The sequence below is a fragment of the Frankia sp. BMG5.23 genome (genome assembly GCF_000685765.2).
GTDB lineage: Bacteria > Actinomycetota > Actinomycetes > Frankiales > Frankiaceae > Frankia > Frankia casuarinae.
In genome coordinates this window covers 39364-63918 of sequence record NZ_JDWE01000014.1, presented here as the reverse complement: position 1 = coordinate 63918, position 24555 = coordinate 39364, and the positions used below count along the sequence as shown (strand labels likewise).

Annotated in this window: 21 protein-coding genes and 1 tRNA gene; 15 read left to right on the top strand and 7 right to left on the bottom strand. The window is 70.3% G+C overall.

Annotated features, from left to right (window positions below; all coding sequences use genetic code 11):
- The first annotated feature begins 167 nt into the window (after positions 1 to 167).
- Positions 168 to 1115, top strand: a complete 948-nt coding sequence (locus tag BMG523DRAFT_RS09095; RefSeq protein WP_011438662.1) for a regulatory iron-sulfur-containing complex subunit RicT — start codon at positions 168 to 170, stop codon at positions 1113 to 1115.
- Here the strand turns inward: BMG523DRAFT_RS09095 and BMG523DRAFT_RS09090 are convergent.
- Positions 1097 to 1831 (bottom strand): response regulator transcription factor, encoded by a 735-nt coding sequence (locus BMG523DRAFT_RS09090; RefSeq protein ID WP_011438663.1) that lies wholly within the window; start codon positions 1829 to 1831, stop codon positions 1097 to 1099. The genes BMG523DRAFT_RS09095 and BMG523DRAFT_RS09090 overlap by 19 nt on opposite strands.
- 331 nt (positions 1832 to 2162) lie before the next feature.
- Between BMG523DRAFT_RS09090 and BMG523DRAFT_RS09085 the strand changes: the two genes are divergently transcribed.
- Positions 2163 to 2234: transfer RNA gene (locus BMG523DRAFT_RS09085), tRNA-Thr, on the top strand.
- Positions 2235 to 2412: 178 nt separating this feature from the next.
- Here BMG523DRAFT_RS09085 and BMG523DRAFT_RS09080 read toward each other — a convergent pair.
- Positions 2413 to 2952 carry an inorganic diphosphatase gene (locus BMG523DRAFT_RS09080; protein WP_011438664.1) on the bottom strand — a complete coding sequence of 180 codons (540 nt, stop codon included), beginning with the start codon at positions 2950 to 2952 and terminating at the stop codon, positions 2413 to 2415.
- 83 nt (positions 2953 to 3035) lie between these two features.
- Here BMG523DRAFT_RS09080 and BMG523DRAFT_RS24385 point away from each other — a divergent pair, with 83 nt between their 5' ends.
- From BMG523DRAFT_RS24385 to folE, 6 genes are all read left to right on the top strand, one after another.
- Positions 3036 to 3488, top strand: a complete 453-nt coding sequence (locus BMG523DRAFT_RS24385) for a hypothetical protein (protein ID WP_043590878.1) — start codon at positions 3036 to 3038, stop codon at positions 3486 to 3488.
- 9 nt (positions 3489 to 3497) lie between these two features.
- Positions 3498 to 4949 carry a D-alanyl-D-alanine carboxypeptidase/D-alanyl-D-alanine-endopeptidase gene (gene dacB, locus BMG523DRAFT_RS09070; protein WP_011438665.1) on the top strand — a complete coding sequence of 484 codons (1452 nt, stop codon included), beginning with the start codon at positions 3498 to 3500 and terminating at the stop codon, positions 4947 to 4949.
- 94 nt (positions 4950 to 5043) lie between these two features.
- Entirely contained in the window at positions 5044 to 6165 is a 1122-nt protein-coding gene (locus BMG523DRAFT_RS09065; protein WP_011438666.1) for a zinc-dependent metalloprotease, read from the top strand.
- 205 nt (positions 6166 to 6370) lie between these two features.
- Complete coding sequence (gene hpt, locus BMG523DRAFT_RS09060; protein ID WP_235463020.1) at positions 6371 to 8035, top strand: hypoxanthine phosphoribosyltransferase; 1665 nt, start codon at positions 6371 to 6373, stop codon at positions 8033 to 8035.
- Between the two features lie 235 nt (positions 8036 to 8270).
- Positions 8271 to 10532 carry an ATP-dependent zinc metalloprotease FtsH gene (ftsH, locus tag BMG523DRAFT_RS09055; RefSeq protein WP_011438668.1) on the top strand — a complete coding sequence of 754 codons (2262 nt, stop codon included), beginning with the start codon at positions 8271 to 8273 and terminating at the stop codon, positions 10530 to 10532.
- Complete coding sequence (gene folE, locus BMG523DRAFT_RS09050; protein WP_035729386.1) at positions 10529 to 11263, top strand: GTP cyclohydrolase I FolE; 735 nt, start codon at positions 10529 to 10531, stop codon at positions 11261 to 11263. Before ftsH ends, folE begins: the two co-directional genes overlap by 4 nt.
- Before the next feature lie 16 nt (positions 11264 to 11279).
- Here the strand turns inward: folE and hisG are convergent, their stop codons facing one another.
- Positions 11280 to 12128: an ATP phosphoribosyltransferase gene (gene hisG, locus BMG523DRAFT_RS09045; protein WP_035729385.1), complete on the bottom strand. Its 849-nt coding sequence runs from the start codon at positions 12126 to 12128 to the stop codon at positions 11280 to 11282.
- A 40-nt stretch (positions 12129 to 12168) separates the two neighbouring features.
- Entirely contained in the window at positions 12169 to 12498 is a 330-nt protein-coding gene (locus tag BMG523DRAFT_RS09040) for a phosphoribosyl-ATP diphosphatase (RefSeq protein ID WP_241882770.1), read from the bottom strand.
- 170 nt (positions 12499 to 12668) lie between these two features.
- Between BMG523DRAFT_RS09040 and BMG523DRAFT_RS09035 the strand changes: the two genes are divergently transcribed.
- The 3 genes from BMG523DRAFT_RS09035 (at position 12669) to BMG523DRAFT_RS09025 (ending at position 16856) form a co-directional block, all read left to right on the top strand.
- Positions 12669 to 13463 carry a Cof-type HAD-IIB family hydrolase gene (locus BMG523DRAFT_RS09035; protein ID WP_011438672.1) on the top strand — a complete coding sequence of 265 codons (795 nt, stop codon included), beginning with the start codon at positions 12669 to 12671 and terminating at the stop codon, positions 13461 to 13463.
- 328 nt (positions 13464 to 13791) lie between these two features.
- Positions 13792 to 15324 carry a TldD/PmbA family protein gene (locus BMG523DRAFT_RS09030; RefSeq protein WP_043590892.1) on the top strand — a complete coding sequence of 511 codons (1533 nt, stop codon included), beginning with the start codon at positions 13792 to 13794 and terminating at the stop codon, positions 15322 to 15324.
- Positions 15321 to 16856: a metallopeptidase TldD-related protein gene (locus tag BMG523DRAFT_RS09025; protein ID WP_083494776.1), complete on the top strand. Its 1536-nt coding sequence runs from the start codon at positions 15321 to 15323 to the stop codon at positions 16854 to 16856. Before BMG523DRAFT_RS09030 ends, BMG523DRAFT_RS09025 begins: the two co-directional genes overlap by 4 nt.
- Before the next feature lie 128 nt (positions 16857 to 16984).
- On the opposite strand, the gene BMG523DRAFT_RS09020 is transcribed toward BMG523DRAFT_RS09025, so the two are convergent.
- Complete coding sequence (locus BMG523DRAFT_RS09020) at positions 16985 to 17557, bottom strand: bacterial proteasome activator family protein (protein WP_011438675.1); 573 nt, start codon at positions 17555 to 17557, stop codon at positions 16985 to 16987.
- Between the two features lie 81 nt (positions 17558 to 17638).
- Complete coding sequence (locus BMG523DRAFT_RS09015; RefSeq protein ID WP_082456674.1) at positions 17639 to 18631, bottom strand: NAD(P)H-quinone oxidoreductase; 993 nt, start codon at positions 18629 to 18631, stop codon at positions 17639 to 17641.
- Between the two features lie 914 nt (positions 18632 to 19545).
- Here BMG523DRAFT_RS09015 and BMG523DRAFT_RS09005 point away from each other — a divergent pair.
- From BMG523DRAFT_RS09005 to BMG523DRAFT_RS08990, 4 genes are all read left to right on the top strand, one after another.
- The gene (locus BMG523DRAFT_RS09005; protein ID WP_235463006.1) at positions 19546 to 20325 is read left to right on the top strand and encodes a SigE family RNA polymerase sigma factor; all 780 of its coding nucleotides are present in this window, start codon (positions 19546 to 19548) and stop codon (positions 20323 to 20325) included.
- A 658-nt stretch (positions 20326 to 20983) separates the two neighbouring features.
- Positions 20984 to 21916, top strand: a complete 933-nt coding sequence (locus tag BMG523DRAFT_RS24380; protein ID WP_023840741.1) for a hypothetical protein — start codon at positions 20984 to 20986, stop codon at positions 21914 to 21916.
- 350 nt (positions 21917 to 22266) lie between these two features.
- A complete protein-coding gene (locus BMG523DRAFT_RS08995; RefSeq protein WP_232234822.1) occupies positions 22267 to 22770 on the top strand; it encodes a hypothetical protein in 504 nt (167 codons plus the stop codon).
- A gap of 59 nt (positions 22771 to 22829) precedes the next feature.
- Complete coding sequence (locus tag BMG523DRAFT_RS08990; protein WP_049761145.1) at positions 22830 to 23192, top strand: DUF3817 domain-containing protein; 363 nt, start codon at positions 22830 to 22832, stop codon at positions 23190 to 23192.
- Between the two features lie 46 nt (positions 23193 to 23238).
- Here BMG523DRAFT_RS08990 and BMG523DRAFT_RS08985 read toward each other — a convergent pair whose 3' ends face one another.
- On the bottom strand, positions 23239 to 23829 hold the full coding sequence (locus tag BMG523DRAFT_RS08985) for a hypothetical protein (RefSeq protein WP_023840742.1): 591 nt from the start codon (positions 23827 to 23829) through the stop codon (positions 23239 to 23241).
- Positions 23830 to 24555 lie beyond the last annotated feature (726 nt).

The window sequence follows — 24555 nt, the reverse complement described above, 5'->3', positions numbered from 1 at the left end:
GCGACCGGCGACCGGCGACCGGCGACCGGCGACCGGCGGTGGGGACGAACCGGCGTAATGGCCTGTCTGGGCGGAAGGCCGGGCATATCCTGATCGCGACGCGGACATGCCCTTCGACCAGGTCCGCCCGGGCGGGACCCGGCGGGCGCAGGGAGGTGACCGGTCGGATGCCGATGATGTGCGCGGTGGCGTTCTCCCCACGGGGCAAGCTCTACTATGCCGATCCTGGTTCCTGCAGCCCCCGGGTCGGCGACCGGGTGCTCGTCCCCACCGAGGAGGGCCCCGAGGTCGCCACCTGCATGTGGGCGCCCCAGTGGGTCAGCGACGACATCGGCGACCTGCCGGTGCTCGTCGGGATGGCCGACGCGTCCGACATCCAGCGCGAGCAGGTCTCCCGGCGCCGACGCGCCCGGGCGCGTGTCGCGGCCCGCCGCCTGGCCCGTGAGCATGACCTGCCGATGAAGATCGTCGGTGTTGACCACGTGATGGCCACCGGCGGCTACACGGTCTACTTCAGCGCGGAAGGCCGCGTCGACTTCCGTGAACTGGTGCGGGATCTCAACCGGACGCTGGTGGCGCGGGTCCAGCTGCGGCAACTGTCCGCCCGCGACAGCGCCCGGGTCCAGGGCGGGATCGGTTCCTGCGGCCGCGACCTGTGCTGCGCCACTTTTCTCAACGACTTTGAGCCGGTGAGCCTGCGGATGGCCAAGGAGCAGAACCTCGCCCTCAATCCGATGCGCATCAGCGGGGCATGCGGCCGGCTGATGTGCTGCCTGCGTTACGAACATCCCCTCTACGAGGAGTTCGCCGAAGCCGTGCCCGCGGTCGGAGACCGGGCGACGACCCCACACGGTGCGGGCCGGGTCGTGCGGCACGATGTTCCGCGTCAGCAGGTGGTCGTGGTTCTCGACGGCGGGGGCCGGACCTCGTGCGACCGCGCGGATGTCTGCGCCTCCCGGCGGGTCCACGACACCGCCCACCCCGGTGGCTTGGCGGGATGCTCCCCCCCGGGCAGCACCTCTACAGCCGGCGGGGAAACGACGACAGGAGGGGAAACGACGACAGGAGGGGAAACGACGGCCCTGCGGGAAGGACGTCACGGGTCGAAGCGGTAGCCCATCCCGCGCAGGGTCGTGACCAGCCGGCGCTGCGGTGGACGACCCTCGACCTTGGTTCGTACCCGCCGGACGTGCTCGGTGACGGTGGCGGGGTCCTGGAACCGCGTGCCCCACACCTGCTCGAGGAGTTCCTCCCGGCTGAAGACCCGCCGAGGATGCCGGGCGAGGAAGGCCAGCAGCTCGTACTCGCGCGCGGTCAGATCGATGCGCTCCCCGGCGACGGCGACCTCGCGGGCCCGCAGGTCGATGGAGACGTCTCCGTAGACGAGCGGGTCGCTGCCGTCCCCGGTGCGCTGCGGCGGCGGTTCCGCCGGCCGTCGGCGAAGCCGGGCGCGCACCCTGGCCACCAGTTCTCGCAGCGAGTAGGGCTTCACGACGTAGTCGTCCGCGCCCAACTCGAGGCCGACCACCCGGTCGACCTCCTCGGCCCGCCCGGTGAGCATGATCACCGGAACCTCGCTGGTCTGGCGGAGGCGGCTCAGGACGGCGAAGCCGTCCATCCTGGGCATCGCGACATCCAGCACCACCAGATCGATCTCGGTGGTCTGGAAGAGCCGAAGAGCGGCCTCGCCGTCCGCGGCCTCCAGCACCCGATAACCGAATCTCTCCAGGCTGCGCGCAAGTGCTATGCGAGATGCCTCATCGTCCTCAGCGACGAGGAGCGAGGCTCCTCGCGTCGTCGCTGCTGGTGCAGCGTCTCCGGCCCCGGTCATGGTGCGAAACCCTACGCATCCTCATCGGAACCACTGCGACCGGGGGTGGCGATTTACGGTGTTGCAGCACCCAAAACTAACTAAATGTGACATAAAGAAGATAATTTGCCGACTCAGGGCCATTTTGACGACATAGCACATCCCTCGCCATGACAGCCTGAGACGGAGGCATTCCAGACCGTGCCCGCCACTGGTGGCATCACCGTGGACGGCTGGGATCCGGGGCGACGGCGGGCATCTCGGCCCGCGAACAGCCACCGAACCACCGCCGGGTCGAGCCCGCCCACGCATCTGGCATACTCGACCCGGGCCAGTGCGGTCCTGGCCGTTCGCCGGAGTAGCTCAGTGGCAGAGCAATCGCCTCGTAAGCGATAGGTCGCGGGTTCAATCCCCGCCTCCGGCTCACTCCCCGATTCCGCTCGCACGATCATTACGCGCCAGGTAACCGTCATAGCCGGCACGTCCGGCCCGGCGGCGGGCCGGCTCCCGCCCCGGGCCCATCCCGTGGGTTCCTGAACCTGTCCCACCCCGCTTGGGACGTGGGACAGGTCGTCACGGATACCACAAGCCGGACGGAGGGATCAGGCCGACCTGGGTTCGGCCTCCTGGTCGTGCCCGTCCGCCTCCGCGGCCTCCGCCTCGCGCAGCCGCTTGATGGACGCCAGGATCTCCCGCTCAGCCTCCTTGCGGTCCACCCAGGATGCGCCCTCCACCGACTTACCGGGCTCGAGGTCCTTGTAGACCTCGAAGAAGTGCTGGATCTCCAACCGGTCGAACTCCGGCAGGTGCCGCAGATCCCGCAGGTGCTCCTGCCGGACGTCGGCCACCGGCACGCAGAGAACCTTGTCGTCCGGCCCCTTCTCGTCGGTCATCTCGAACATGCCGATCGTCCGGCACCGCACCAGGCAGCCCGGGAACGTCGGCTCCTCCAGCAGGACGAGGGCGTCCAGCGGATCACCGTCGCGCCCGAGGGTTCCCTCGATGAACCCGTAGTCCGACGGGTAGTGGGTGGAGGTGAACAGCATCCGGTCAAGCCGGATACGGCCGGTGTGGTGATCCATCTCGTACTTGTTGCGCTGCCCCTTGGGGATCTCGATGGTCACATCGAACTCAAGGTCCACTCCGCTCCCTGTCTCCTTCGTCTTCGCCCGGTCCGCACCGGAGCGATCGCCGTTTGTCACATGGTGCTCGTTCGAGCCGTACCGTGCTCGTGGCGCAGTACGTCGTGCTCGTGCCGTACGTCGTGCTCGTGGCGCAGTACGTCGTGCTCGTGCCGTACGTCGTGCTCTGCCAGGCGGTGGACGTGCTCCGCCCGGGGCGCGGGCCACCCACCCCAGTGACCACAACGAGGCGTCACACCCACGACGGCGCACCTAGTGTCGCGGACGCCGCCTCCCACCCGAACCACTCCCACCCGAACCGCACCGGCACCACCACGTTTCCACCGCCGGATCTCCCGGGCACCGAAACCATGCTGGGCACCGGCGACACGCCCGGTGGGGCCTTCTTCGTACCAGCGCCGCCCGCCGACACGACACCTCCGGTGTCCCGTCGCACCCCCGGTGTCCCGTCGCGGCGGGACACCGCCGGGCAGGCCGGCGGCGACGGATCCGGGTTCACCCGCCGCGCCGTCGCCGACCGCCCGCTGGTTGCGTAGTGTCGGTGAGTGACGTCAGCCGCACCGGTCGCCCGGGTAGGGGGGCTCACCGCCCTGGCCGGCGCGCTGCTCGCCGGGTCCCTGTCCGTCGGTCCCACCACCGGATCAGCCGCGGAACTCGCCGGCAGCGGGTCCGACCGCGCGGGCGCTGCGGTGCTCGGCGGTCTCGATTCGGCCGCGCCGATCCCGCAGCCCGCGGCGGTGGCGGCCCGCCTCGCCGGCCCGCTGGGTGATCCCGTTCTGGCGCGGCCCGCGGCCTTCGTCATAGACGCACAGTCGGGTCGGGTGCTCCTCGACGTCCGGTCCCGCATCCCCGTGGCACCGGCCTCCACGTTGAAAACCGCGGTCGCCACGGCCGCGTTGACCACCTTCCCCGACGACCGGCTGCGGACCACCGTGGTCTACAGCCCGCCCGCGGGCGGGAACGCCCGCACATCAGGCGGAACACTGTGGCTCGTCGGCGGCGGAGATCCGACCCTGACCGCCTCCACCGCGCCCGGCGGCTATCCGGCTCTGGCCCGGCTGAGCGATCTCGCCGCTCAGGTCCGGGCCGCGGGTATCACCTCGGCGGCTCGGGTGATCGGCGATGGAGGGCTGTTCGTCGGTCCGGACCGGGCACCGGGATGGCGCGACAACTACGTGACCGACGGGGACGTCGCCCCGGTCTCGGCGCTGGAGGTCGACGCCGGACGGTCGGCACCGGAAGCCGTCGGACCGCGCAGCCCCACCCCGGCCGCCGCCGCGACCACGGCCTTCGCCGCGGCGCTCATGACCGCCGGAGTATCCGTCGGATCGGTGGCCACCGGCCCGGCGGACCCGGCCGCACAACGGGTCGCGGCGGTCTACAGCCCGCCGGTGCGGGTCTTGGTCGAACGCATGCTCACCCAGTCAGACAACGATCTCGCCGAGAGCCTGGGACGGCTCGTCGCCCATCGGCGGGGCCTGCCCGCCTCGTTCACCGGCGCCACCCGCGCGGTGAGGGACGTCCTCGCCGAGGCGGGCCTCCCCGTCGCAGGGATGGCACTGGCCGACGTGAGCGGCCTGTCCATCGCAAACCTGATCATGCCCATGACCCTTGTGGCCATCCTGCGCGCCGCCGTCCTCCCCGGTCGGCCGGCGCTGCGCACCATTCTCACGGGGCTGCCGGTAGCCGGGTTCTCCGGTACGCTAGGTGACCGCTACACCACTGGCGACACCGCCATCGGAGCGGGTGACGTCCGGGCGAAGACCGGCACTCTGCACAACGTCAGCAGCCTCGCGGGCCAGCTCGTCGACGCGGACGGCAGGCTGCTCCTCTTCGCGTTCCTCTCGCCCGCCGAGGAGGCGGGCAGCACCAAGGCCGCCCTCGACCGGGCAGCCGCGGCGCTCACCGGCTGCGGATGCACCCCGGCCCGGTCGACGACCGTGGCGATCCCACCGGCAGCATCGCGCCCACCGGCAGCATCGCGCCCACCGACCTGAGCAGGACCGTCGGCGCCCCGGCGCGTCCCATCCCGTTCTCGGCACGGTTCATGATCGGACCCAGACGACGGGCGAGCCCGGTACGCTCGGATTCGTGGACGCCGAGCTGGTCGACTGGGAACTCGCCGTGACGACGGCGAGGAAACTGGTTCGCCCCGGCCCGCAGATCTCGCGGGAGCAGGCCGGCGAGGTCGTCTCGGAGCTGCGGCGACTGGCCGTCGAGGCCGAGCGGCACGTCGAGGACTACACCCGGCTCACTCCCGCCGGGCCGGCCACCCCCATCACCGTGGTGGACCGGCTGGAGTGGGTCCGCTCCAACGTCGCCGGTCTGCGGGTGCTGACCTCCCCGTTGCTGGGCAAACTGTCCGAACAGCAGCGCGGCAACCTCGCCGCGGCGGTCGGTCGGCGGGTCACCGGGGTCCAGATCGGCACAGCCTTGGCCTATCTGGCCGGCAAGGTGCTGGGCCAGTACGAGGTCTTCCTCCCGCCGGAGGAGTACCAGGCCGGGAGGGACGATCCGGGTCCGCCCGACGTGCCGGGGTCGGTCGGGCGCCTCAGCCTGGTCGCGCCGAACATCGCGCACGCCGAGGCGGCCATGGGGGTCGTGCCGCGAGACTTCCGGATGTGGGTATGCCTGCACGAGCAGACCCATCGCAGTCAGTTCACCGCCGTGCCGTGGCTGCGGACCCACCTGGAGTCCGAGATCACCGCGTTCATTGAGGCCACGGACCTCGATCCGGACGTCCTCGCGGACCGCGTCCGCTCGGCGATGAGCGCGCTGCGCGGGGCGGTGTTCGACCGGGAGGCCGACAGCCCGAGCGTCGTGGAGGCGCTGCAGACCCCGGCCCAGCGAGCGGTTCTCGACCGCCTCCAGGCCATCATGACGTTGTTGGAGGGCCACGCCGACCAGGTGATGGACGCGGTGGGGCCGAAGATCGTACCCACCGTCGCCGACATCCGGACGAAGTTCGAGGGTCGCCGCGGCGGGGGATCGCCGATCGACCGGTTCGTCCGCCGGCTCCTCGGTCTCGATCTCAAGCTGCAGCAGTACCGCCAGGGCGGGGCGTTCGTGCGTGCGGTGGTCGCGCAGGCCGGGGTGACGGGTTTCAACACCGTCTGGGAGTCACCGGCGGCGCTGCCGACCCGCGCCGAGCTGGTCGATCCCACCGCCTGGATGCAACGGGTCCTGGGCAGCCGCCCGCCGATCTCGGCGTGAGCACCATGGTCGTCGGGGCCGCGGGGGTCGTCGGGGCCGCCGACTCCCCGGGCTGTTCCACATCCGCCTTCCGGCCGACGCTGTGACCCCACCGATCGCCGGTGAGGACCACACCGGCCATGCCGGCGACGTCCGACCGGGCGATCCGGCTCCGCGCACGGTTCTCTCGTCGAGATCTCCCACTCCCGCGGTCGCGGCAGTCAGGCTGGCGGTTCGCCGCGCGGTCACCGACCTGCCACCCGGCGGACTAGTGCTGGTCGCCTGCTCCGGCGGCCCGGACTCCCTGGCGCTCGCCGCGGCCCTCGCGTTCGTCGCCCCCCGCCGCGCCCTGCGGGCCGGCATGGTCACGGTCGATCATGGCTGGGACACCGGCTCGACCGAACGGGCGGAGCGCGTCGCCCGCCAGGGTCGGGCCCTCGGCCTGGATCCGGTGGAGGTCCTGACCGAGCACACCGCTCGCTCCGAGGGGATCGCCCGACAGGCACGGCGGGCCGCGATCGCGGCGGCCGCCGACCGGCTCGGCGCCCGGGCGGTGCTTCTCGGCCACACGCTGGACGACCAGGCCGAGACGGTGCTGCTGAGGCTCGCGCGGGGCGCGGGCGCCCGCTCCCTCGGGGGGATGTCGGCTGACGACGGCCTGCTTAGCCGGCCACTGCTCGGGATCCGCCGCGCGGACACCAGGGCCGCTTGCCTCGCCGAGGGGCTCGAGGTGTGGGATGACCCGACGAACCGGGACCCAGCGTTCACCCGGTCCCGGGTGCGTCACACGGTCCTGCCAGTGATGGAGACGGAGCTCGGCCCGGGCATCGCCGAGTCGCTGGCGCGCAGTGCCGATCTGCTGCGGGCCGACGCGGACGCCTTGGACGCCATGGCCGCCGAGGTCTACGGCAAGGTCGTCAGGGCTCGTGGCCGGCCGTGCACCGGCGAGGTCGCCTTCGACGTCGCCGCGCTGGCCGGGCTCACCGCGGCGGTCCGCGGTCGGCTGCTGCGCCGGGCGGCCATCGACGTCGGAGCGTCGGCCTCCGCGCTGCGCGCGGAGCACATCTGGGCGGTGGAGGAGCTGGTGACGCGGTGGCGCGGGCAGAAGCCGGTACCGCTTCCCACCGGCGTGCTTGCCCGGCGATGGGAGAACAGGGTCACGCTGACCGGGCCGGTGGTTCCTCCACCGCCGCCAGCCGGCCCCGCCGCCCGACGGTCGGATGCCGCCCGACGGTCGGATGCCGTCACCGCGCCACACATCAAGGAGGACGACCAGGTGAGTCAGACCGCGACGACGACCCCCGACACCGGAGGCGCCCATGACGGCCCCCGGCACAGCCCGCATCCCGACATCGCCGAGGTCCTGGTCAGCTCGGACGAGATCGCCGCGAAGATCGTTGAGCTCGCGGCCAGGGTGGACGCCGACTACGCCGGCCGGGAGATCCTGCTCGTGGGCGTGCTCAAGGGCGCCGTCATGGTCATGGCGGACCTGTCCCGCGCGCTGACGGTCCCGCTGACCATGGAGTTCATGGCGGTCTCCTCGTACGGGTCGTCAACCTCCTCGTCTGGGGTGGTGCGCATCCTCAAGGATCTGGACCGGTCGATCGAGGGCCGGGACGTCCTGGTGGTCGAGGACATCATCGACTCCGGGCTGACCCTGTCCTGGCTGCTGAAGAACCTGCGCTCACGCGGCCCCGCCTCGCTTGAGGTCCTGGCGCTCTTCCGTAAGCCCGAGGCTGTCACCGTGGATGTGGATGTCCGATATGTCGGCTTCGATCTTCCCGGCGCGTTCGTCGTCGGGTACGGCCTTGACTACTCGGAGTACTATCGAACCCTGCCGTTTGTCGGGACCCTCACGCCCGCGGCGATCGAGAGGGGCGCCCCGGCCTGAGCCCGCTGGCCTTCCGCCCGCTCGGATACGCCCTCGGTCACCGCATCCGCCACGAGCGAAACACCGAACACCATCAGACCGCCACGATCGGAACAGCGCGGGCCGCCGATCCGTTGGTCGGATGTACGCGCGGTGAGATGCGCGCACCGGCGGTACCCTCGGCACAAGGGAATCCCGATCGAGGGCAGCACACACGTCAGGAGGGTGGAGCGCTCGTGTCCGGTGCTCCAGACAGATGACTCCAAGAAGAATCTTCCGCGGCTGGGTGCCACTGCTGCTCCTGGTCCTGTTCGTGATCATTCTCACGACGGGCGTCCTCTCGGGTCCCAGTGAGTACGGCAAGCGAGACCTGAACTTCGTCCAGCAGCAGATCGACGAAGGCCAGGTGGCGAAGGCCAAGATCCAGGATTCGAAGCAGCTCATCCAGATCCAGACGAAGGACGGCCAGAAGTTCGAGTCGTCCTATGTCACCGAACAGGGTGTCGTCCTGGCGAACGAGCTCCGCAACAAGCGGGTCGCCTACGACGTCTCGGTCGACCGTGGAAACATCCTGGTCTCGCTCCTGCTGAACCTGCTGCCCGTACTGCTGGTCGTCCTTCTGCTGTTCTTTTTCATGAACCAGATGCAGGGCGGCGGTAACCGGGTCATGAACTTCGGCAAGTCCAAGGCGAAGCTGGTGAGCAAGGACACGCCGAAGACGACGTTCGCCGACGTGGCCGGTGCGGACGAGGCCATCGAGGAGCTCGAGGAGATCAAGGAGTTCCTCGAAAACCCGGGCAAGTTCCAGGCGATCGGAGCCAAGATTCCCAAGGGGGTCCTGCTCTACGGCCCGCCGGGAACCGGCAAGACGCTGCTGGCCCGGGCCGTCGCGGGTGAGGCCGGGGTGCCCTTCTACTCCATCTCGGGTTCCGACTTCGTCGAGATGTTCGTCGGTGTCGGCGCCAGCCGGGTTCGCGACCTGTTCGAACAGGCCAAGGCCAACGCGCCCGCCATCATCTTCGTTGACGAGATCGACGCCGTGGGCCGCCACCGCGGAGCGGGACTCGGCGGTGGCCACGACGAGCGGGAGCAGACGCTCAACCAGCTCCTGGTCGAGATGGACGGGTTCGACGTCAAGGGCGGGGTCATCCTCATCGCCGCGACGAACCGGCCCGACATCCTCGACCCGGCCCTGCTGCGGCCCGGCCGCTTCGACCGGCAGATCGTCGTGGATCGGCCGGACCTGCTCGGCCGCGAGGCCATCCTGCGGGTGCACGCCAAGGGCAAGCCGATCGGCCCGGACGCCGACATGATGGTCATCGCCCGGCGGACCCCCGGGTTCACCGGTGCCGATCTGGCCAACGTACTGAACGAGGCAGCCCTGCTGGCCGCCCGCTCCAACCTGAAATTCATCTCGTCGGCGCTGCTCGAGGAGTCCATCGACCGCGTGATGGCGGGACCGGAGCGCAAGACCCGCGCGATGAGCGACAAGGAGAAGAAGCGCATCGCTTACCACGAGGGCGGCCACGCCCTCGTGGCGCACGCGCTGCCCAACTCCGACCCGGTGCACAAGGTGACCATCCTGCCCCGGGGGCGCGCGCTCGGGTACACGATGCAGCTTCCCCTGGAGGACAAGTACCTCTCGACCCGCTCGGAGATGCTCGACCGCCTCGCCGTCCTGCTCGGCGGGCGCACCGCCGAGGAGCTGGTGTTCCACGACCCGACCACGGGGGCGAGCGACGACATCGAGAAGGCCACCCAGATCTCGCGAGCAATGATCACCCAGTACGGGATGAGCGACAAGCTCGGCGCGATCAAGTTCGGCACCGAGAACAGCGAGGTCTTCCTCGGCAAGGAGGTCGGCCACCAACGCGACTACTCCGAAGAGGTCGCCAGTGAGATCGACATCGAGGTGCGCCGGCTGATCGAGGCCGCACACGACGAGGCCTGGGAGATCCTGGTGACCTACCGGGACGTACTGGACAACCTCGTGTTGCGGCTGATGGACACCGAGACGCTGAGCAAGGACGAGGTCGCCGAGGTCTTCGCGACGGTCCAGAAACGCCCCGTGCGTGGCATCTACACCGGGGTGGGGCGTCGCGTCCCCTCCGACCGGCCACCGGTGCAGACCCCGGCCGAGCTCGGCCTGCTGACGGCGGATGTCGCCGACCTGGTGAACGACCCGGGCCACGGTAATGGTGCCGCCGGACGCGGACCGGGCGGCAACGGAACCGGGGGCAACAGGGCCGGCGGTCACGGTCAGCCCGCCGGCGTGCCGGGGGCACCAGCGGGCTCGGGCCCCGGGGTCGACCCGTCCGGTCCGGGCGGGGGCGTACCGCACGGCACGGATGTCGGTGGTCCGGGTGGGAATGGCAGCCCCGGGGGGCACGGTTATCCCCAGGGCCAGGGCACGCCGGCGCCCCCCGGAGGCGAGGGTCCGGCCCATGACGGGCCGAGGATCGCCAACCCGTGGGCCCCGCCAAGCTGGCCGAGCGACGACGAGAGGAGACGCCGTTGACGTCTTATTCCGACGAGGCGTCCACTGCCGCGGGCGAACGACGAAGTGAATCATCTCCCGCGGCGGAGGCCCCAGGAATGGACGGTTTCGGCATCCCGGACCCCGACGGCGACGGACCGGCTGCGTCAACCCTGGCGCCGGGCAATGGCAGGCCGCGGCAGGTCCGTCCCTTCGACCACGACCGAGTCGCACGCGCGGTTCGTGAGCTACTGATCGGGATCGGCGAGGACCCGGACCGCGAGGGTCTTCGCAAGACCCCGGACCGGGTCGCGCGGGCGTACCGGGAAGCCGTCGAGGGTCTTGGCCGGGATCCCTCCGAGGTCCTGACCACCGTCTTCGATGAGGGTCACGACGAGATGGTGCTGGTCCGCGACATCGATTTCTCATCGCTGTGCGAACATCATCTGGTCGTGTTCTCCGGCAAGGCGCACGTCGCCTACATCCCCAACAGCAAGGGCCAGATCACGGGCCTGTCGAAGCTTGCCCGGCTGGTCGACCTCTACTCCCGTCGTCCGCAGGTCCAGGAACGGCTGACCTCGCAGATCGCGGACGCCCTCGTCGAGGTGCTCGACCCGCGCGGAGTGATGGTCGTCATCGAGGCGGAGCACCTGTGCATGTCGATGCGCGGTGTGCGCAAGCCCGGGGCCACCACGGTGACATCCGCGGTGCGTGGCCAGTTCCTCAGCACCGCTACCCGCAACGAGGGCATGTCGCTCATCCTGCACAGGTAGCTCCGGGTGGCAGGGATTACAGGCGGCAGGCCTGAATCCCGGAGACGAGGATGCCCCGGGCACCCAGCTCCCAGAGGTCGTCCATCATGCGGTTGACCTCGGCGCGCAGCACCATCGCCCGCACCGCGACCCAGTCCTCGCGCTGCAACGGAGAGATCGTCGGGGACTCGTAGCCCGGCGTGATCTCGCATGCCTTGTCGAGCACGGCCGTCGGAACGTCGTAGTCCATCATCACGTACCGCCGGGCGACCAGAACCCCCTGGATCCGGCGCAGCAGACGCTCATGCGAAGGGGACAGGTCCGCGCCTCTCTTGGCGATCACGATGGCCTCCGAGCGCAGGACCGGCTCGCCGAGCAGCTCCAGACCCGCGGCCTTGAGCGTACGGCCGGTCTCGACCACGTCGGCGACCGCGTCCGCGACACCGAGCCGCACCGCCGTCTCGACCGCACCATCCAGAGTCACGATGTCACCCGGGGTGACCCCCCGGCCGGCAAGGTCGGCTCGGACCAGCGCGGGGAACGACGTCGCGATCCGCTTGCCGGCGAGCTCCGTGATGTCCGCGAGCGTCCCCTCCGGAGAGGCGTAACGAAACGTGGCGAACCCGTATCCAAGCGGAACGAGCTCCTCGGCGGCGGCACTGCTGTCGAGGAGGAGATCACGCCCGGTGATGCCAAGATCGAGACGACCCGACCCGACGTAGACAGCGATATCCCGAGGGCGCAGGAAGAAGAACTCGATGTCGTTCTCGACGTCGGCGATCACCAGCTCGCTCCCCTCGCGCCGCGCGAGGTAGCCGGCATCGGAGAGCAACTGACCGGAGGCGGCCGACAACGCCCCCTTGTTCGGAACCGCGATACGAAGCATCGTCACTACTCAGCGTCTACGAGAAAGGGCAGGACATCGATCACAGATGGGAGTATACGTCGTCCAGCGAAAGGCCTAGAGAAATCATCAGCAGCTGACTCCAGTAGAGCAACTGGGAGATCTCCTCGGCGGCCCTTCCCCGGCCTTCGTGCTCGGCCGCCATCCACGCTTCAGCGGCCTCCTCGACCAGTTTCTTGCCCAGATGGTGGACGCCCTGATCGAGCGCGGCGACAGTTCCCGAGCCGGGTGTCCGACGCCGCCATTTCTCGGCAAGCTCGACGAAGAGTTCGTCGAATGTTTTCAGGTTGGATACATTCGACGAATCGGATGCGCCGACGGATGGCACGGCGGACCGATCGGCAGGGAGCATGCTCGGCATGCTACCCGTCACCGGGCGGACAACCTCCGCGCCGCGGGCCCGCGGTGCGGAGCGGCACACGACGACCACAGACACGCGCTCCGCGGCCAGCCGGCAAGCCGATGCGACGGAGTCCCTGCACCGGAGTCCCTGCACCGGCCGCCATGTTGCTGGTTGACTTGATGACTGTGCTTCCGCCCGCGATCGTCGCCACCGACCTGGACGGGACGCTGATCCGCAGCGACGGCACGGTGTCCGAACGCACCCGCGGGGCGTTGCGCCGGGTGGAACGCGCCGGGGCGACCGTGGTGTTCGTGACGGGACGACCCAGTCGGGTGATGGCCGGCGTCGTCGCCCAGACCGAGGTCTCCGGGCTCGCGATCTGCGCGAACGGCGCGCTGGTCTTCGATCTCGACTCCGGCGAGCCGGTCAGCCAGCGCTGTCTGGAATCGGCCACGGCCCTGCGGCTGGCGGCGGCGATCCGCGCCGCGGTTCCCGACGCGGTGTTCGCGGTCGAGAGCGGCGTGCGCTTCGGCCGGGAACCCGCCTTCGAGGCGATGTGGCCGGATCCCAAGGAGATCGTCGCGGAGTTCTCGGAGCTGCTGGGCGTCCTGCCGGCGACGAAACTGCTTGTCCGGCGGGGGGGCGCTCCGTTCACGGAAGTGTACGACGCCATCGTCGAACTCGCCGGGGTGGACGCCGTCGTCACAACCTCCAGCGCGGACCTTCTCGAGATCGCGGGGCCGGGGGTGTCGAAGGCGGTGGCACTGGCTGAACTCGCCGCCGGGCGGGGGGTGGTCGCCGCCGACGTCATCGCGTTCGGAGATATGCCGAACGATCTACCGATGTTCGCCTGGGCCGGATACGCGGTCGCCGTCGCGAATGCCCATCCCGAAGTACTGGCCGCCGCCGACGAGATCACCGTGTCGAATGATGAGGACGGGGTCGCGATCGTCCTGGAGCGGCTTTTCCCATAACCACGATGATCTTCCTGGGCATTCCGGTCCGTCCCGATCACGATCGGGCCGCATACCGGGCCGGATACTCTCCACGAATACCCTCCGGACGGTTCCCGGTCGACGACGGGGATTCCCGGTGGACCGCCGCGTTGATACCTGCCCGGCCGGATCCGGACACGCATCGCCTCCCGGTCTCGCGCTCCCAGCGCGTCCGCATGCACAGCGTCCGCATGCACAGCGTCCGCATGCCGCCCCGACACCCGGGCATGCCGCCCCGACACCCGTCGCACAGACGGGCCAGGATAGGGACATGGCACCCCTCGTCCAGGACTCGGCCTCATCCGGGCTGCCGGCTCACGAGATCGACGGCGAGTTCCTCGCGCTGCCGCGCACCGCACTCGCCGACGCGGCTCTGCAGACCGCACGTGATCTCGGCGCGACGCACGCCGACATCCGCGTCGAACGGCTCAAGGACTCCTCGCTGTCGTTCCGCGACGCCTCGCTGGAAAGTCGCCATGAAGGCGCGACGCTGGGCTTGGCTGTCCGGGTGGTGCACGGCGGCACCTGGGGTTTCGCCGCCGGCGTCGACCTGACGACGGACGAGGCGGCGCGGCTGGCCCGCGAAGCCGTCGAGATGGCCCGAGTCGCCGCCCCGCTCAACTCCGAACCAGTCGAACTCGCCGCGGAACCGACCCACACCGACGCGGTCTGGGTCTCGGCCTACGCGACCGATCCGTTCGCGGTCGACGCCCGGGACCGGGTCGAACGGGTCGGCGGCCTGTGTCGGACGCTGTTCGCGGCGCACGATGTCGACCATGTCGACGGCCGGTTCAGCGCGGTGATGGAGAACAAGTACTACGCCGACCTGACCGGGACCACGACGACACAGCAACGGGTGCGGGTGATCTGCCAGATCGAGGCGACCCGGGTCGATCCCGCGGGCGGCTTCGAGTCGATGCGCACGATCGCCCCGCCCGTCGGTCGAGGCTGGGAGTGGCTGGTGGCGGGCCCCGCGGCCGGCTGCTGGGACTGGGAGAGCGAGATCGATCTGATCCCGGGTCTGCTCGCCGAGAAGTCCAGGGCCTCCTCAGTCGAACCAGGGCCGTACGACCTGGTCATCGACCCGTCGAACCTGTGGCTGACGATCCACGAGTCGATCGGGCACGCCACCGAGCTCGACCGGGCGCTCGGCTACGAGGCCGCCTACGCCGGTACCTCCTTCGTCACCCTCGACCAGCTGGGCACGCTGCGGTACGGCTCCCCGGCGATGACCGTCACCGGGGACCGCACCGCCCTGCACGGGCTCGCGACCATCGGCTACGACGACGAGGGCGTGCAGACCCGCCGGTTCGACATCGTCCGCGACGGCCAGTTCGTCGGCTATCAGCTCGACCGGGCGATGGCGGCCCGCAATGCCGCCGTGCTCGGGGTCGACCGCTCCAATGGCTGCGCGTTCGCCGACTCCCCCGCCCATGTGCCGATCCAGCGGATGGCGAACGTCTCCCTGCTCCCGGCGCCCGGCGGCCCGTCGACCGAGGAGCTGATCAGCCGGGTCGACCGCGGCATCTACGTCGTCGGGGACAAGAGCTGGTCGATCGACATGCAGCGGTACAACTTCCAGTTCACCGGCCAGCGGTTTTACGAGATCCGCGCTGGTCGCATCGTCGGCCAGCTCCGCGACGTCGCCTACCAGGCGACGACGACCGACTTCTGGGGATCCCTGGAGGCCGTGGGAGGCCCCGAGACCTACGTGCTGGGCGGTGCGTTCAACTGCGGCAAGGGCCAACCCGGCCAGGTCGCGGCCGTCAGCCACGGCTGCCCGTCGGCTCTGTTCCGCGCCACCAACATTCTCAATGCTCGCCGAGAGGCCGGTCGATGAGCCGGCCGGCCGGACCGCAACCAGCCTCAGCCGACGGAGGAAGCACGGTGCGCGAGACCGCCCATGAGATCGTCGAACGCGCCCTGGGCCTGTCGAAGGCGGACGGCTGCGTAGTGATCGCCACCGAGTCCAGCGCGGTGAACCTGCGCTGGGCCAACAACACGTTGACGACCAACGGCGCCAGCCGGGATCGGTCGATCACCGTCATCAGCGTCATCGGCCGCTCGTTCGGGGTGCGGACGGCCTCCACCATCGACTCCCCCGGTTCCGGCGGCCACCCCACCGCGCGTCCCACCAACCTGCCGCATCCCACCGATGCCGACGGCCTCGCGGAACTCGTCCGCGCCGCCGAGGACGCGGCCCGGGACGCCGAGGATGCCGAGGACTACACGGACCTGCTCGGGCTGGACACGACGGACGTCGGCGCGGGTGCGGGGTCGGCGGGTGCGGGGTCGGCGGGTGACGCGGCCGAGGCCTTCACCGATCCGGCCGCCCGGACCAGCACCACGGTGTTCGCCTCCTTCGCCCGGGACCTCGCGGAGGCGTTCGCCGCGGCGCGGGCGGGCGGGCGGCGGTTGTTCGGCTTCGCCGAGCACAATCTGACCACCACGTGGCTCGGGACGTCGACGGGGCTGCGGCTGCGGTACAGCCAGCCGACCGGCAGCGTGGAGTGGAACGCCAAGAGCGGCGTTCCCGGCGGCTCGGTCTGGCACGGCCAGTCGACCCGTGACTTCACCGACGTCGACGTCGCGGGTACCGACGCGGCGCTGCGCGACCGGCTGGCCTGGTGCGAACGGTCGCTGGAACTGCCGGCCGGCCGGTACGAGACGCTGCTGCCGCCCTCCGCGGTGGCGGATTTGATGATCTACATGTACTGGACGGCTGCCGGTCGGGACGCGGCCGAGGGCCGGACGGTCTTCAGCCGGGCCGGCGGCGGCACGCGTCTCGGCGAGGCGATCGGACCGGCGGGACTGCGGCTGGCCAGCGATCCGCACGACCCGGAACTCGCGACGACCCCCTTCGTGACCGCGCAGTCCTCCTCGTCGATGTCCAGCGTCTTCGACAACGGACTGGCGCTGAGGCCCACCGACTGGATCTCGGATGGCACCCTCGCCGCCCTCGTGGAGACCCGCGCGTCCGCCCGTGCCACCGGGGTCCCGACCACCCCGATGATCGACAATCTGATCCTGGACGGCGGAGGCTCCGCGTCGTTGCAGGAGATGATCGCCTCGACGAAACGCGGGCTCCTGCTCACCAGCCTGTGGTATATCCGCGAAGTCGATCCCGAGGTGCTCCTGCTCACCGGCCTCACCCGGGACGGGGTCTACCTGGTGGAGAACGGTGAGGTCACCGGGGCCGTCAACAACTTCCGCTTCAACGAGTCACCGGTCGACCTGCTCGGCCGCCTGGCCGAGATCGGCGCCACCACCCGCACCATGGCGCGGGAATGGGCGGACTGGTTCACGCTCACCCGCATGCCCGCGGTACGGATCCCCGACTTCAACATGTCCTCGGTCAGCCCGGCGAACTGACCGCCGGCCGGGCCGGGGGCATCGAACCATCGATGGTGAACCGCGAGCAGCCATGGCTCCCGGTTCACCATCGCGGGTCGATTCGGGGACGGGTCGATTCGGGGACGGGTCAATGAAAAACGGGTCAGTCAGAGGTAGGCCCCGCGGCCGAACGTCTCGCTGCCGGGCTGCTGCCCGCTCGGCAGGGCCCGTCGGCGCATCTCCTCGAGTTGAGCCTTGGCGGCCATCTGTTGGGCGAACAGCGCGGTCTGCAGGCCGTGGAACAGACCCTCGAGCCAGCCGACCAGTTGTGCCTGGGCGATTCGCAGCTCGGCGTCCGACGGCGTGCGCTCCTCGTCGAACGGCAGCGACAGCCGATCGAGTTCCGAGCGCAGGTCCGGGGCAAGCCCGTCGGAGAGCTCCTGGATGGAACTGCGGTGGATCTCGCGCAGCCGGACTCGGCTCGCGTCGTCCAGCGGGGCGGCCCGGACCTCCTCGAGCAGCTGTTTGATCATGGTACCGATGCGCATCACCTTGTCGGGCTGGGAGACCAGCGCGGCGATGGGGTTGCCGCCGTCCAGCTCCTCCGCGGCCTGCGGCGCCTGGCCACCGTCCGGGGCCAGCGGCCGCACCGGCCGGTCGGGTACCCCCGAGTCCGCGGTCTCGTGCAGCGCGCCGTCAGGCCCGACGACCACGACGCGGGGTTCCGGTTGATCCGTCATGCCCCCTATCCTGCCCCGTGATCCGCCTCCCACGGCACTGGCTTCGCCTCCACGGTCACGCCGGGTGTCACCCATCGAGGGTCATTCCGGGATCGTGAGTACCACCTTTCCGACATGTCCGAAATCAGCCACATGCTGGTGCGCCCGCGCGACCTCGGTGATCGACAGCACCCGATCGATGACCGGCCGGATCGCCCCCGCCTCGATCGCCGGCCAGAAGTCGCCGCGGACACCGGTCACGATGTCGGCCTTCTCCTCGACCGGCCGCCCGCGCAGCGACGCGGCGTGGACCGCCGCCCGCTTGGTGAGCAGGGCGCCGAGGTTGAGCTCCCCTTTCACCCCGCCCTGCAGGCCGATGACGACCAGACGGCCTCCCACGGCCAGCACGGCGACGTTGCGGGCGAGATACGCCGCACCCATGTTGTCGAGGATGACGTCCGCCCCATGGCCGTCGGTGGCCTCGCGGATCCTGGCGACGAAGTCGTCGTCACGGTAGGAGACCGCGATGTGGGCGCCGAGCTCCCGCACCCTGGCCAGTTTGGCCGCGGTGCCGGCGGTGGTCGCGACCAGCGCGTTCGGACGCAGCGCGCGGACCGCCTGGAGCGCGAAGGTCCCGATGCCGGACGCCCCGCCGTGCACGAGGAAGACCTCGCGGTCACGCAGACCGGCGATGCCGAACACCGTGGAGTACACCGTGCAGGCGACCTCGGGCAGAGCGGCCGCCGTGATGAGGTCGACCCCGGCCGGGACCGGCAGCACCTGGCCGACCGGCACGTTCACCCGACTCGCGTAGCCGCCCCCACTGAGCAGCGCGCACACCTCGGCCCCGACCTCAACCCGGTCCACGCCGGCGCCGAGAACCGCCACCCGCCCGGAGCACTCCATCCCGATGATCTCAGAGGCACCGGGCGGCGGCGGGTAGAAACCTTGCCGCTGGAGCAGGTCCGCGCGGTTCACCGCCGTCGCGACCACCTCCAGGGTAACCTCGCCCGGCCCCGGGGCAGGAGGGTCCGCCACCGTCGACCACGTCATGACCTCGGGCCCACCGGGCGCTTTCACCGTCACAGCATGCATCCGTCACACGCTACGGCTCCTCGGCACGCGATGCCGCGGCATCATCCGGCGTGCGGGCATGTTCATGCCGCGGCCGTACGGATGTTCCGGTGGGGTGGACGGACGCCGGCTCGGGCCTCAGACCGGCTCGGGCTCCGGTTGGGGTGCGCCGGGAACCGGCTCGGTGTACGGGGAGGGCTCGTGCGGAGCCGGCGGCAGGTCAGGAGCGTCGGGCAGGAGCGGGCCGGGATCATCCGGGATCGGGGTGTCCGGATCGAGCGGGGGCGGGGGACTCGGGCGATGGGGACGGACGGCCTCGGGCATCACGACAGACGGGGCAACCAGACCAGACCGGGTAAACAGACCAGACCGGGCGGACAGGGCAGCCGGACCAGACAGGGCAGACATAGATTTCGCCGTACCCGGCGGGCGTCGCGGCGGAAACATCGTCCTAGCATCCCATGTCGGCGGCTCGTCCCTCGCCGCGGCCTGGTCGCCGGTCACCCCGCTGGACCGGCGTCGCGCATCCGTGCGCCGCCCCGTCATCGCGGCTGTCCCGTCCGGATCTCGGTTCATCGGCTCGCATCTCCGATCCTATGCCGTCAAGTCCTATGCCCCTATGTCCTATAATGTGGCTGCCTCGGCCGGTCCGAGACGGGTTTGCCCCCGTGGCCGATGTCAACGCGCGCCAGGACCATCACCATGTGTGGCCAGCCCGACATCATCGGACCGAGGGTAAAGCCACTGCTTCGAGCGTATTAACAGTGACCGCCCCACTCGGCATCCAGGTACCACGACGCATACCCGATCGAGTCGCTACCGTCATATGCATATCGCCCTGAACTCATGGTTCTCTGCAACCAGTGACAGACGACCACAGCATCGGCTGTCCGGCCGGCGCCGCGGACGCGCCGGCCTCGACGGGCCCGGGGAGCGTGCCAGTGGAAGCGGTCGCGGCCGACGACGAGCCCGAACATCCCCATACCCAGGCGGAGTTTCATGCCTTCTTCGAGAGACATCACCGCGAGCTGAGCCGGTTTGCGTATCTCCTGACCGGCGATCACGACGTCGCGGACGACATCACCGCGGACGCCCTGACGGCCGCCTGGTCCGCCTGGGACCGGGTCCGCTCCGCGGACCTTCCACTGGCGTATGTCCGGCGGATCGTCGCCAACCTGGCGGCCGACCGGGTCCGGAAGGTCGTCCGCGAGCGACGCGGGCTGCTCTTCCTTGGTCAGCGAGCCGACCAGTCGGCGCGGATACCCGATCTCCCCGCGGTCATGGATCTGCGCTCCGCGCTGATGACACTGCCGCCAGGCAAACGTGCCTGTGTCGTGCTCCGCTACGCCTTCGACCTGTCGGAGATCGAGACGGCTCGCACGCTGGGTATCTCTGTCGGCACGGTGAAGAGCCAGACCGCCAAGGGAGTCGCCGAACTGGAGCGGATTCTCCAGAACACCGAGCTGCCGCCGGCCGGTGCCGCGGAGGTGGCGAGGCCACAGGTATCGTCCGGTCGGCCGGGCACATCACGCGGCGCCACATCCCGATCGGGCAGTTCCCGGATGAATGGCTCCCGGTCGGGCTCGGGTCGCCTGGGACGGCGGCGGGGCAGTGGTCAGTCCGGCAAACCGGCGGGTCCGAGCCCGTCGGCGTTCGCCCGCCTCGGCCGCGTCAAGCTATGGCCCTGGTGGCAGCAGCGAGTCGGCGAGGCATAGATGACGCAGAAGGCGCCCGGGGTTCCAGGAGCTCGATCATGATGCGCAGGGTGGCGCGGCAGCGCGGCGCGGCGAGCCTCCGGCCGATTGCCGTCCCTCCACTCCGGAGACGGGTGACCGCGTGATCAGCGACCACGGAACAGGCGACCGCGAAACCAGCAGCCCGAGCGCGGATGGTCGAGGGTCAGCCGATCGCGTCGGCGAGTTCCGCGGCGGCGACGGTCATGGCGGCGGCCTGGGGGAGCTTCCGTTCCCCGACCGACTCCGCGGCATGCTGAGCGCCGAGATGGGCCGGCACCACCCCGACTCCGATCGCATCCGCGGACGTGTCGCGGCGGCGGTCGATGCTCCCCTGAGCAGCACGATCATCCGCCCCCTCGGCCCGATCGGACCTGTCGGCCCGAGCGGTCCACTCAGCGCTAACGGACCACTCAGACCGCTTGGTTCGATCGGCTCCGGCACCCGGACCGGGGATGGGCGGATCATCACCCGGCAGCACCGCCTGGGCCGTACCGTCGCGAAGACCCCATCGAGCCGACGGCGCCGATCCAGCCGGTCCACCAGCCCCGACCGGCTCCCCCGGTCCCACCACTGGCCCCGTTCCCGGCGGCGCTCGGTCGCCCGACGCGGCACGATCACGGGGGCACTACTCGCCATCATGAGCATCACGGCCCTGACGGCCCTGGCCCTGCTGGGGCCGTCGGGATCGAACTCCCCGGCTCCGCCCACAACGACCGTCACGGCAAAGCCGCGGCCGTCCGCCACGCTGGTCACGACGTCTCCGGTCGTACGGACGCCGGTCACGTCGCCCCAGGCCACTGCGGCGGTTCCACCGGAACCGGCCAGGTCGAGCCCCGCCGGAACATCCGGGGTCAGCGCCGCCGTCCCGGACGCGACGAGCGATGCGAGCGCCGCACGGAGGTCCGCCGGCCCGGACCCGGCGGACCCGGGGTCCGCGAGCGGTGGCGGCGGCGCACCGTCACCGTCCGCGGGACCGTCCACAGGACCGTCCGCGAACCATGGTGACAGCAGATCCTCCCTGCCCGGCGGAACGTTCGCGGGCCTCGGCGGCGGGATCTACACCAGCACCGTCGCCCCCTTCCCCAGTGGATCACGGGTACGGCTTCCGGGCCCCGGCACTCTCGACTGGGTGCTGTTCGGGGGCTCGTGGGACGGTGTGCAGAACCGGGCCGCCATCGTGATGCCGCTGATCGACACCGGCACCCTGCTGGGCACGTCCGTGCCGTCATCCTCGGGATTCGACTGGACGGAGGGCACACCGGTCGCGACCGGTGTGGATGACACCGACCGGCTGTCCCTGCAGGGCTCGGCCCGGCTGACGGTCTTCGTCTCGCAGTCTCCGCTCACCCTGGACGTCCTCCTCGGATCCGGTTCCGGGCGGGTGCAGATCATCGTCACCTCCATCGGCGGCACGCAGACCTTCACCCAGACCCTGCCTTCACCGATCGCCGACGGCTCGGCCGATGGAGTGGTGAGCATCGGGCTGCCTGCCGGAATCGGCACGACGTCGGTCACCATCTCCAGCGGGGGCACATCGGGTTGGACGCTGGCGGCCGCAGTCCTGCGCTGACGGCGCGGGTCTGCGCCGGTTACGGGGGTCTGCACTTGACCATGCGGAACCACAGGCAACCATGCGGAAGAAAAATCTTCACAACGACGGCAACCAATCAACCTCCGTCGGACGACTGACAGATGAACGCCATACCGGCCCCCCGCGCCAGGAGGTCCGGCGGTGTTTCGGCCCGTTCGCTCCCCGGCTAACCCCCCCAGCCCGGCGGACGGGTCGCCAAGCGGCCGTCGACGGCGGCACGCGGGCTGGCCGGCCCGGCCAAGGTCGGCCAGCCCCTCGCGACCTCTCCCACGCCACCCGGCGCCCCGGTCCGAGTGTGAGTCCGGTCCGAGTGTGAGTCCGGTCCGAGTGTGAGTCCGGTCGCGGGAAGGTGCCACGCGCCCTACGCCGACCGGCCGGGGAGAGGTAGCGTCAACCTCGTGCGTCGGCTGCTGTTGTCACCCTCGTGGATCGCGCGTCATCTCCTCGCGCTCCTCTTGATCGCATTCTTCATCCGCATGGGCATCTGGCAGCTGACGAAGGGCGAATCCCCGCAGGGATCGCTGCAAAACCTCTTCTACGGGGTCGAGTGGCCTGTCTTCGCCGCCTTCGTCGTGTACTGGTGGGTGAAGATGATGAAGGAGGATCTGGCACCCAAGGACACCACCGGGCCGCGGTGGGGTGCCCACGGCCGGATCGCCCCCGAGGCGCCCTGGCGACCGGATCTCGACAGGGGCCCCAAAATGCTGACGACCGGCGGCGCCGAGCAGTCCGCCGAGGACGACGAACTCGACGCCTACAACCGCTATCTCGCCTCACTGTACGAGCGTGACGCCCTTCGGGACGCCCTCAAGCACATCAACGGAGCCCGCTGATGACGGCATTGCCCGACCCCACCCGTACGGCCACCACAGGACGTGCCTCCGCGACAGCGATTCGCGCGTCCCTGCTGCGGTACCGGGCCATCGCCTACATCGTCGGCGTAGGGCTAATCGTGCTGGTGTGCATCGGTATGCCGGTGAAGTACATCGGCGGCAGCGACACGATCGTCGCGGCCGTCGGCCCGATCCACGGTGTGCTGTACATGGTGTACCTTGCCGCTTCCTTCGATCTGGCGAATCGTTGCCGGCTGTCCTCGACCCGGACAATCCTGATCATGCTTGCCGGCACCATCCCGTTCCTGTCGTTCTTCGCCGAGCGGCGGGTCACGTTCCTTGTGCGGGAGAGCCAGCTGTCCGCCGCCGCGGCTCCGGTCGGCCCGGCCACCGGGCCCACGAAGTCCGCGAAGCCCGCGTAGCACGCGCAGTCCACGCAGCACGCGCAGAGCGCCGGGAGACGTCGCCTCAGGACACGTCCGAGTCGACTCCGGCCAGGCGGAGCGCCGCCGGTGCGGGTCGGCGGAGACGGGCGGGCACGGCGATCGTCAGGACCTCACCGGCGGTGAGCCGCCGGAGCCGGGCCAACCGGGAGGGCGGAGCGAGTATCTCCGCGGACAGCACCTGGTCAGCCTCGGTACCGAAGGCAAACAGGCGCCCGTCCGACCAGGTGATCAGTTCGTCGGCCGTACTGGCGGGTCGCACGAGGACCAGCTGGGCGCGCCGCGGGTCCCAGACGATCGTCACCGTCCGCGTGGTGGACCGGAGCAACGCCCACTTGCCGCCGCTGCGGTAGGCGGCCGCCAGCATCCGGGCCGTCTCGTTTCCCTCGGGACGGCGAGGTGGACGATCCGCGATCACCACGAGCCCCGCGTCGTCGACCGCGATCGGCGGAGTCGGGTCCGCCCGCAGGTCCGCGGCGGTCACCGCCCCGAATGCTCTGTCGAGGTGGACACCGCGTGCGGCGGGCAGCCCAAACGACGATGAGGCCAGCATGGCGGTCAGGGACGCCCGCCGGACCTCCGCCCCGTCCAGCCGGACCAATCCGCAGACCGTCATCCGTTCCTCCGTCCTCAGCCCGCGATCCGCGATCCGCGATCCGATGACGCACGGCACGGACGGACTCCCGGCCGGATGATCGACACGGTGCGGCGGCGTTCACGGGTACTCCAGCGCTGGAACGTAGCAGTTTCTCGCCCGCCTCACCGGTCCGTTGCACGGAATCGCCGAGTGGTTCCGACCTTCGGTGCCGGGCCTCACCGTCATGATCCGGGCTCGGCCGGGACGGCGGCTCGAAAACACCTCGGCCGCCTACCGGCCGCCGATCGCCCGTGACCAAGACGTCCGGCGGAAACCGGCCGCATGCGGAGGAAGACCGCGGTCACGGGGGAGGACGGACTTAGGCCACGTTGGCGCCCGACGGCTCACGCTCCCGCTTGACCCGACGAGTCGCGATCACCGGATGAGCCGGGCAATCAACCAGATGCTCATCGAAGCCCTGCACCGTCGGCCAGGACTGGTGGCAGGACCCGCAATGGGTCGTGGCCGGATCGGTCCACCGCTCTTCGCAGCCGGCACAACTGGCCGTGACCGGGATATGCGCTGTCTTGTCGGGCTGCCGGCGACGAGAGACCTGGATCGGCAACGCCTGCTGGATGGCTTGTTCATCTGGGGAACGGAGTGTGACGGAAACCGCGCGTGGACGCCGAGGTGGGGTGATGGCGGCCGGGATCGCGCGAGGGGATGTCGACCGACGGGGAGGCACCCGGCCATCCTGTCGCAGAC

What these genes read in the sequence shown, in the direction of transcription:
- BMG523DRAFT_RS09095 (WP_011438662.1), top strand. Translation starts at nt 168, where the DNA reads ATGCCGATGATGTGCGCGGTGGCGTTCTCCCCACGGGGCAAGCTCTAC.
- BMG523DRAFT_RS09015 (WP_082456674.1), bottom strand. Translation starts at nt 18,631, where the DNA reads ATGCATGCTGTGACGGTGAAAGCGCCCGGTGGGCCCGAGGTCATGACG.
- BMG523DRAFT_RS09035 (WP_011438672.1), top strand. Translation starts at nt 12,669, where the DNA reads ATGACTGTGCTTCCGCCCGCGATCGTCGCCACCGACCTGGACGGGACG.
- ftsH (WP_011438668.1), top strand. Translation starts at nt 8,271, where the DNA reads ATGACTCCAAGAAGAATCTTCCGCGGCTGGGTGCCACTGCTGCTCCTG.
- hisG (WP_035729385.1), bottom strand. Translation starts at nt 12,128, where the DNA reads ATGCTTCGTATCGCGGTTCCGAACAAGGGGGCGTTGTCGGCCGCCTCC.
- BMG523DRAFT_RS09025 (WP_083494776.1), top strand. Translation starts at nt 15,321, where the DNA reads ATGAGCCGGCCGGCCGGACCGCAACCAGCCTCAGCCGACGGAGGAAGC.
- BMG523DRAFT_RS09020 (WP_011438675.1), bottom strand. Translation starts at nt 17,557, where the DNA reads ATGACGGATCAACCGGAACCCCGCGTCGTGGTCGTCGGGCCTGACGGC.
- BMG523DRAFT_RS08985 (WP_023840742.1), bottom strand. Translation starts at nt 23,829, where the DNA reads ATGACGGTCTGCGGATTGGTCCGGCTGGACGGGGCGGAGGTCCGGCGG.
- BMG523DRAFT_RS09040 (WP_241882770.1), bottom strand. Translation starts at nt 12,498, where the DNA reads ATGCTCCCTGCCGATCGGTCCGCCGTGCCATCCGTCGGCGCATCCGAT.
- BMG523DRAFT_RS09090 (WP_011438663.1), bottom strand. Translation starts at nt 1,831, where the DNA reads ATGACCGGGGCCGGAGACGCTGCACCAGCAGCGACGACGCGAGGAGCC.
- BMG523DRAFT_RS24380 (WP_023840741.1), top strand. Translation starts at nt 20,984, where the DNA reads ATGAGCATCACGGCCCTGACGGCCCTGGCCCTGCTGGGGCCGTCGGGA.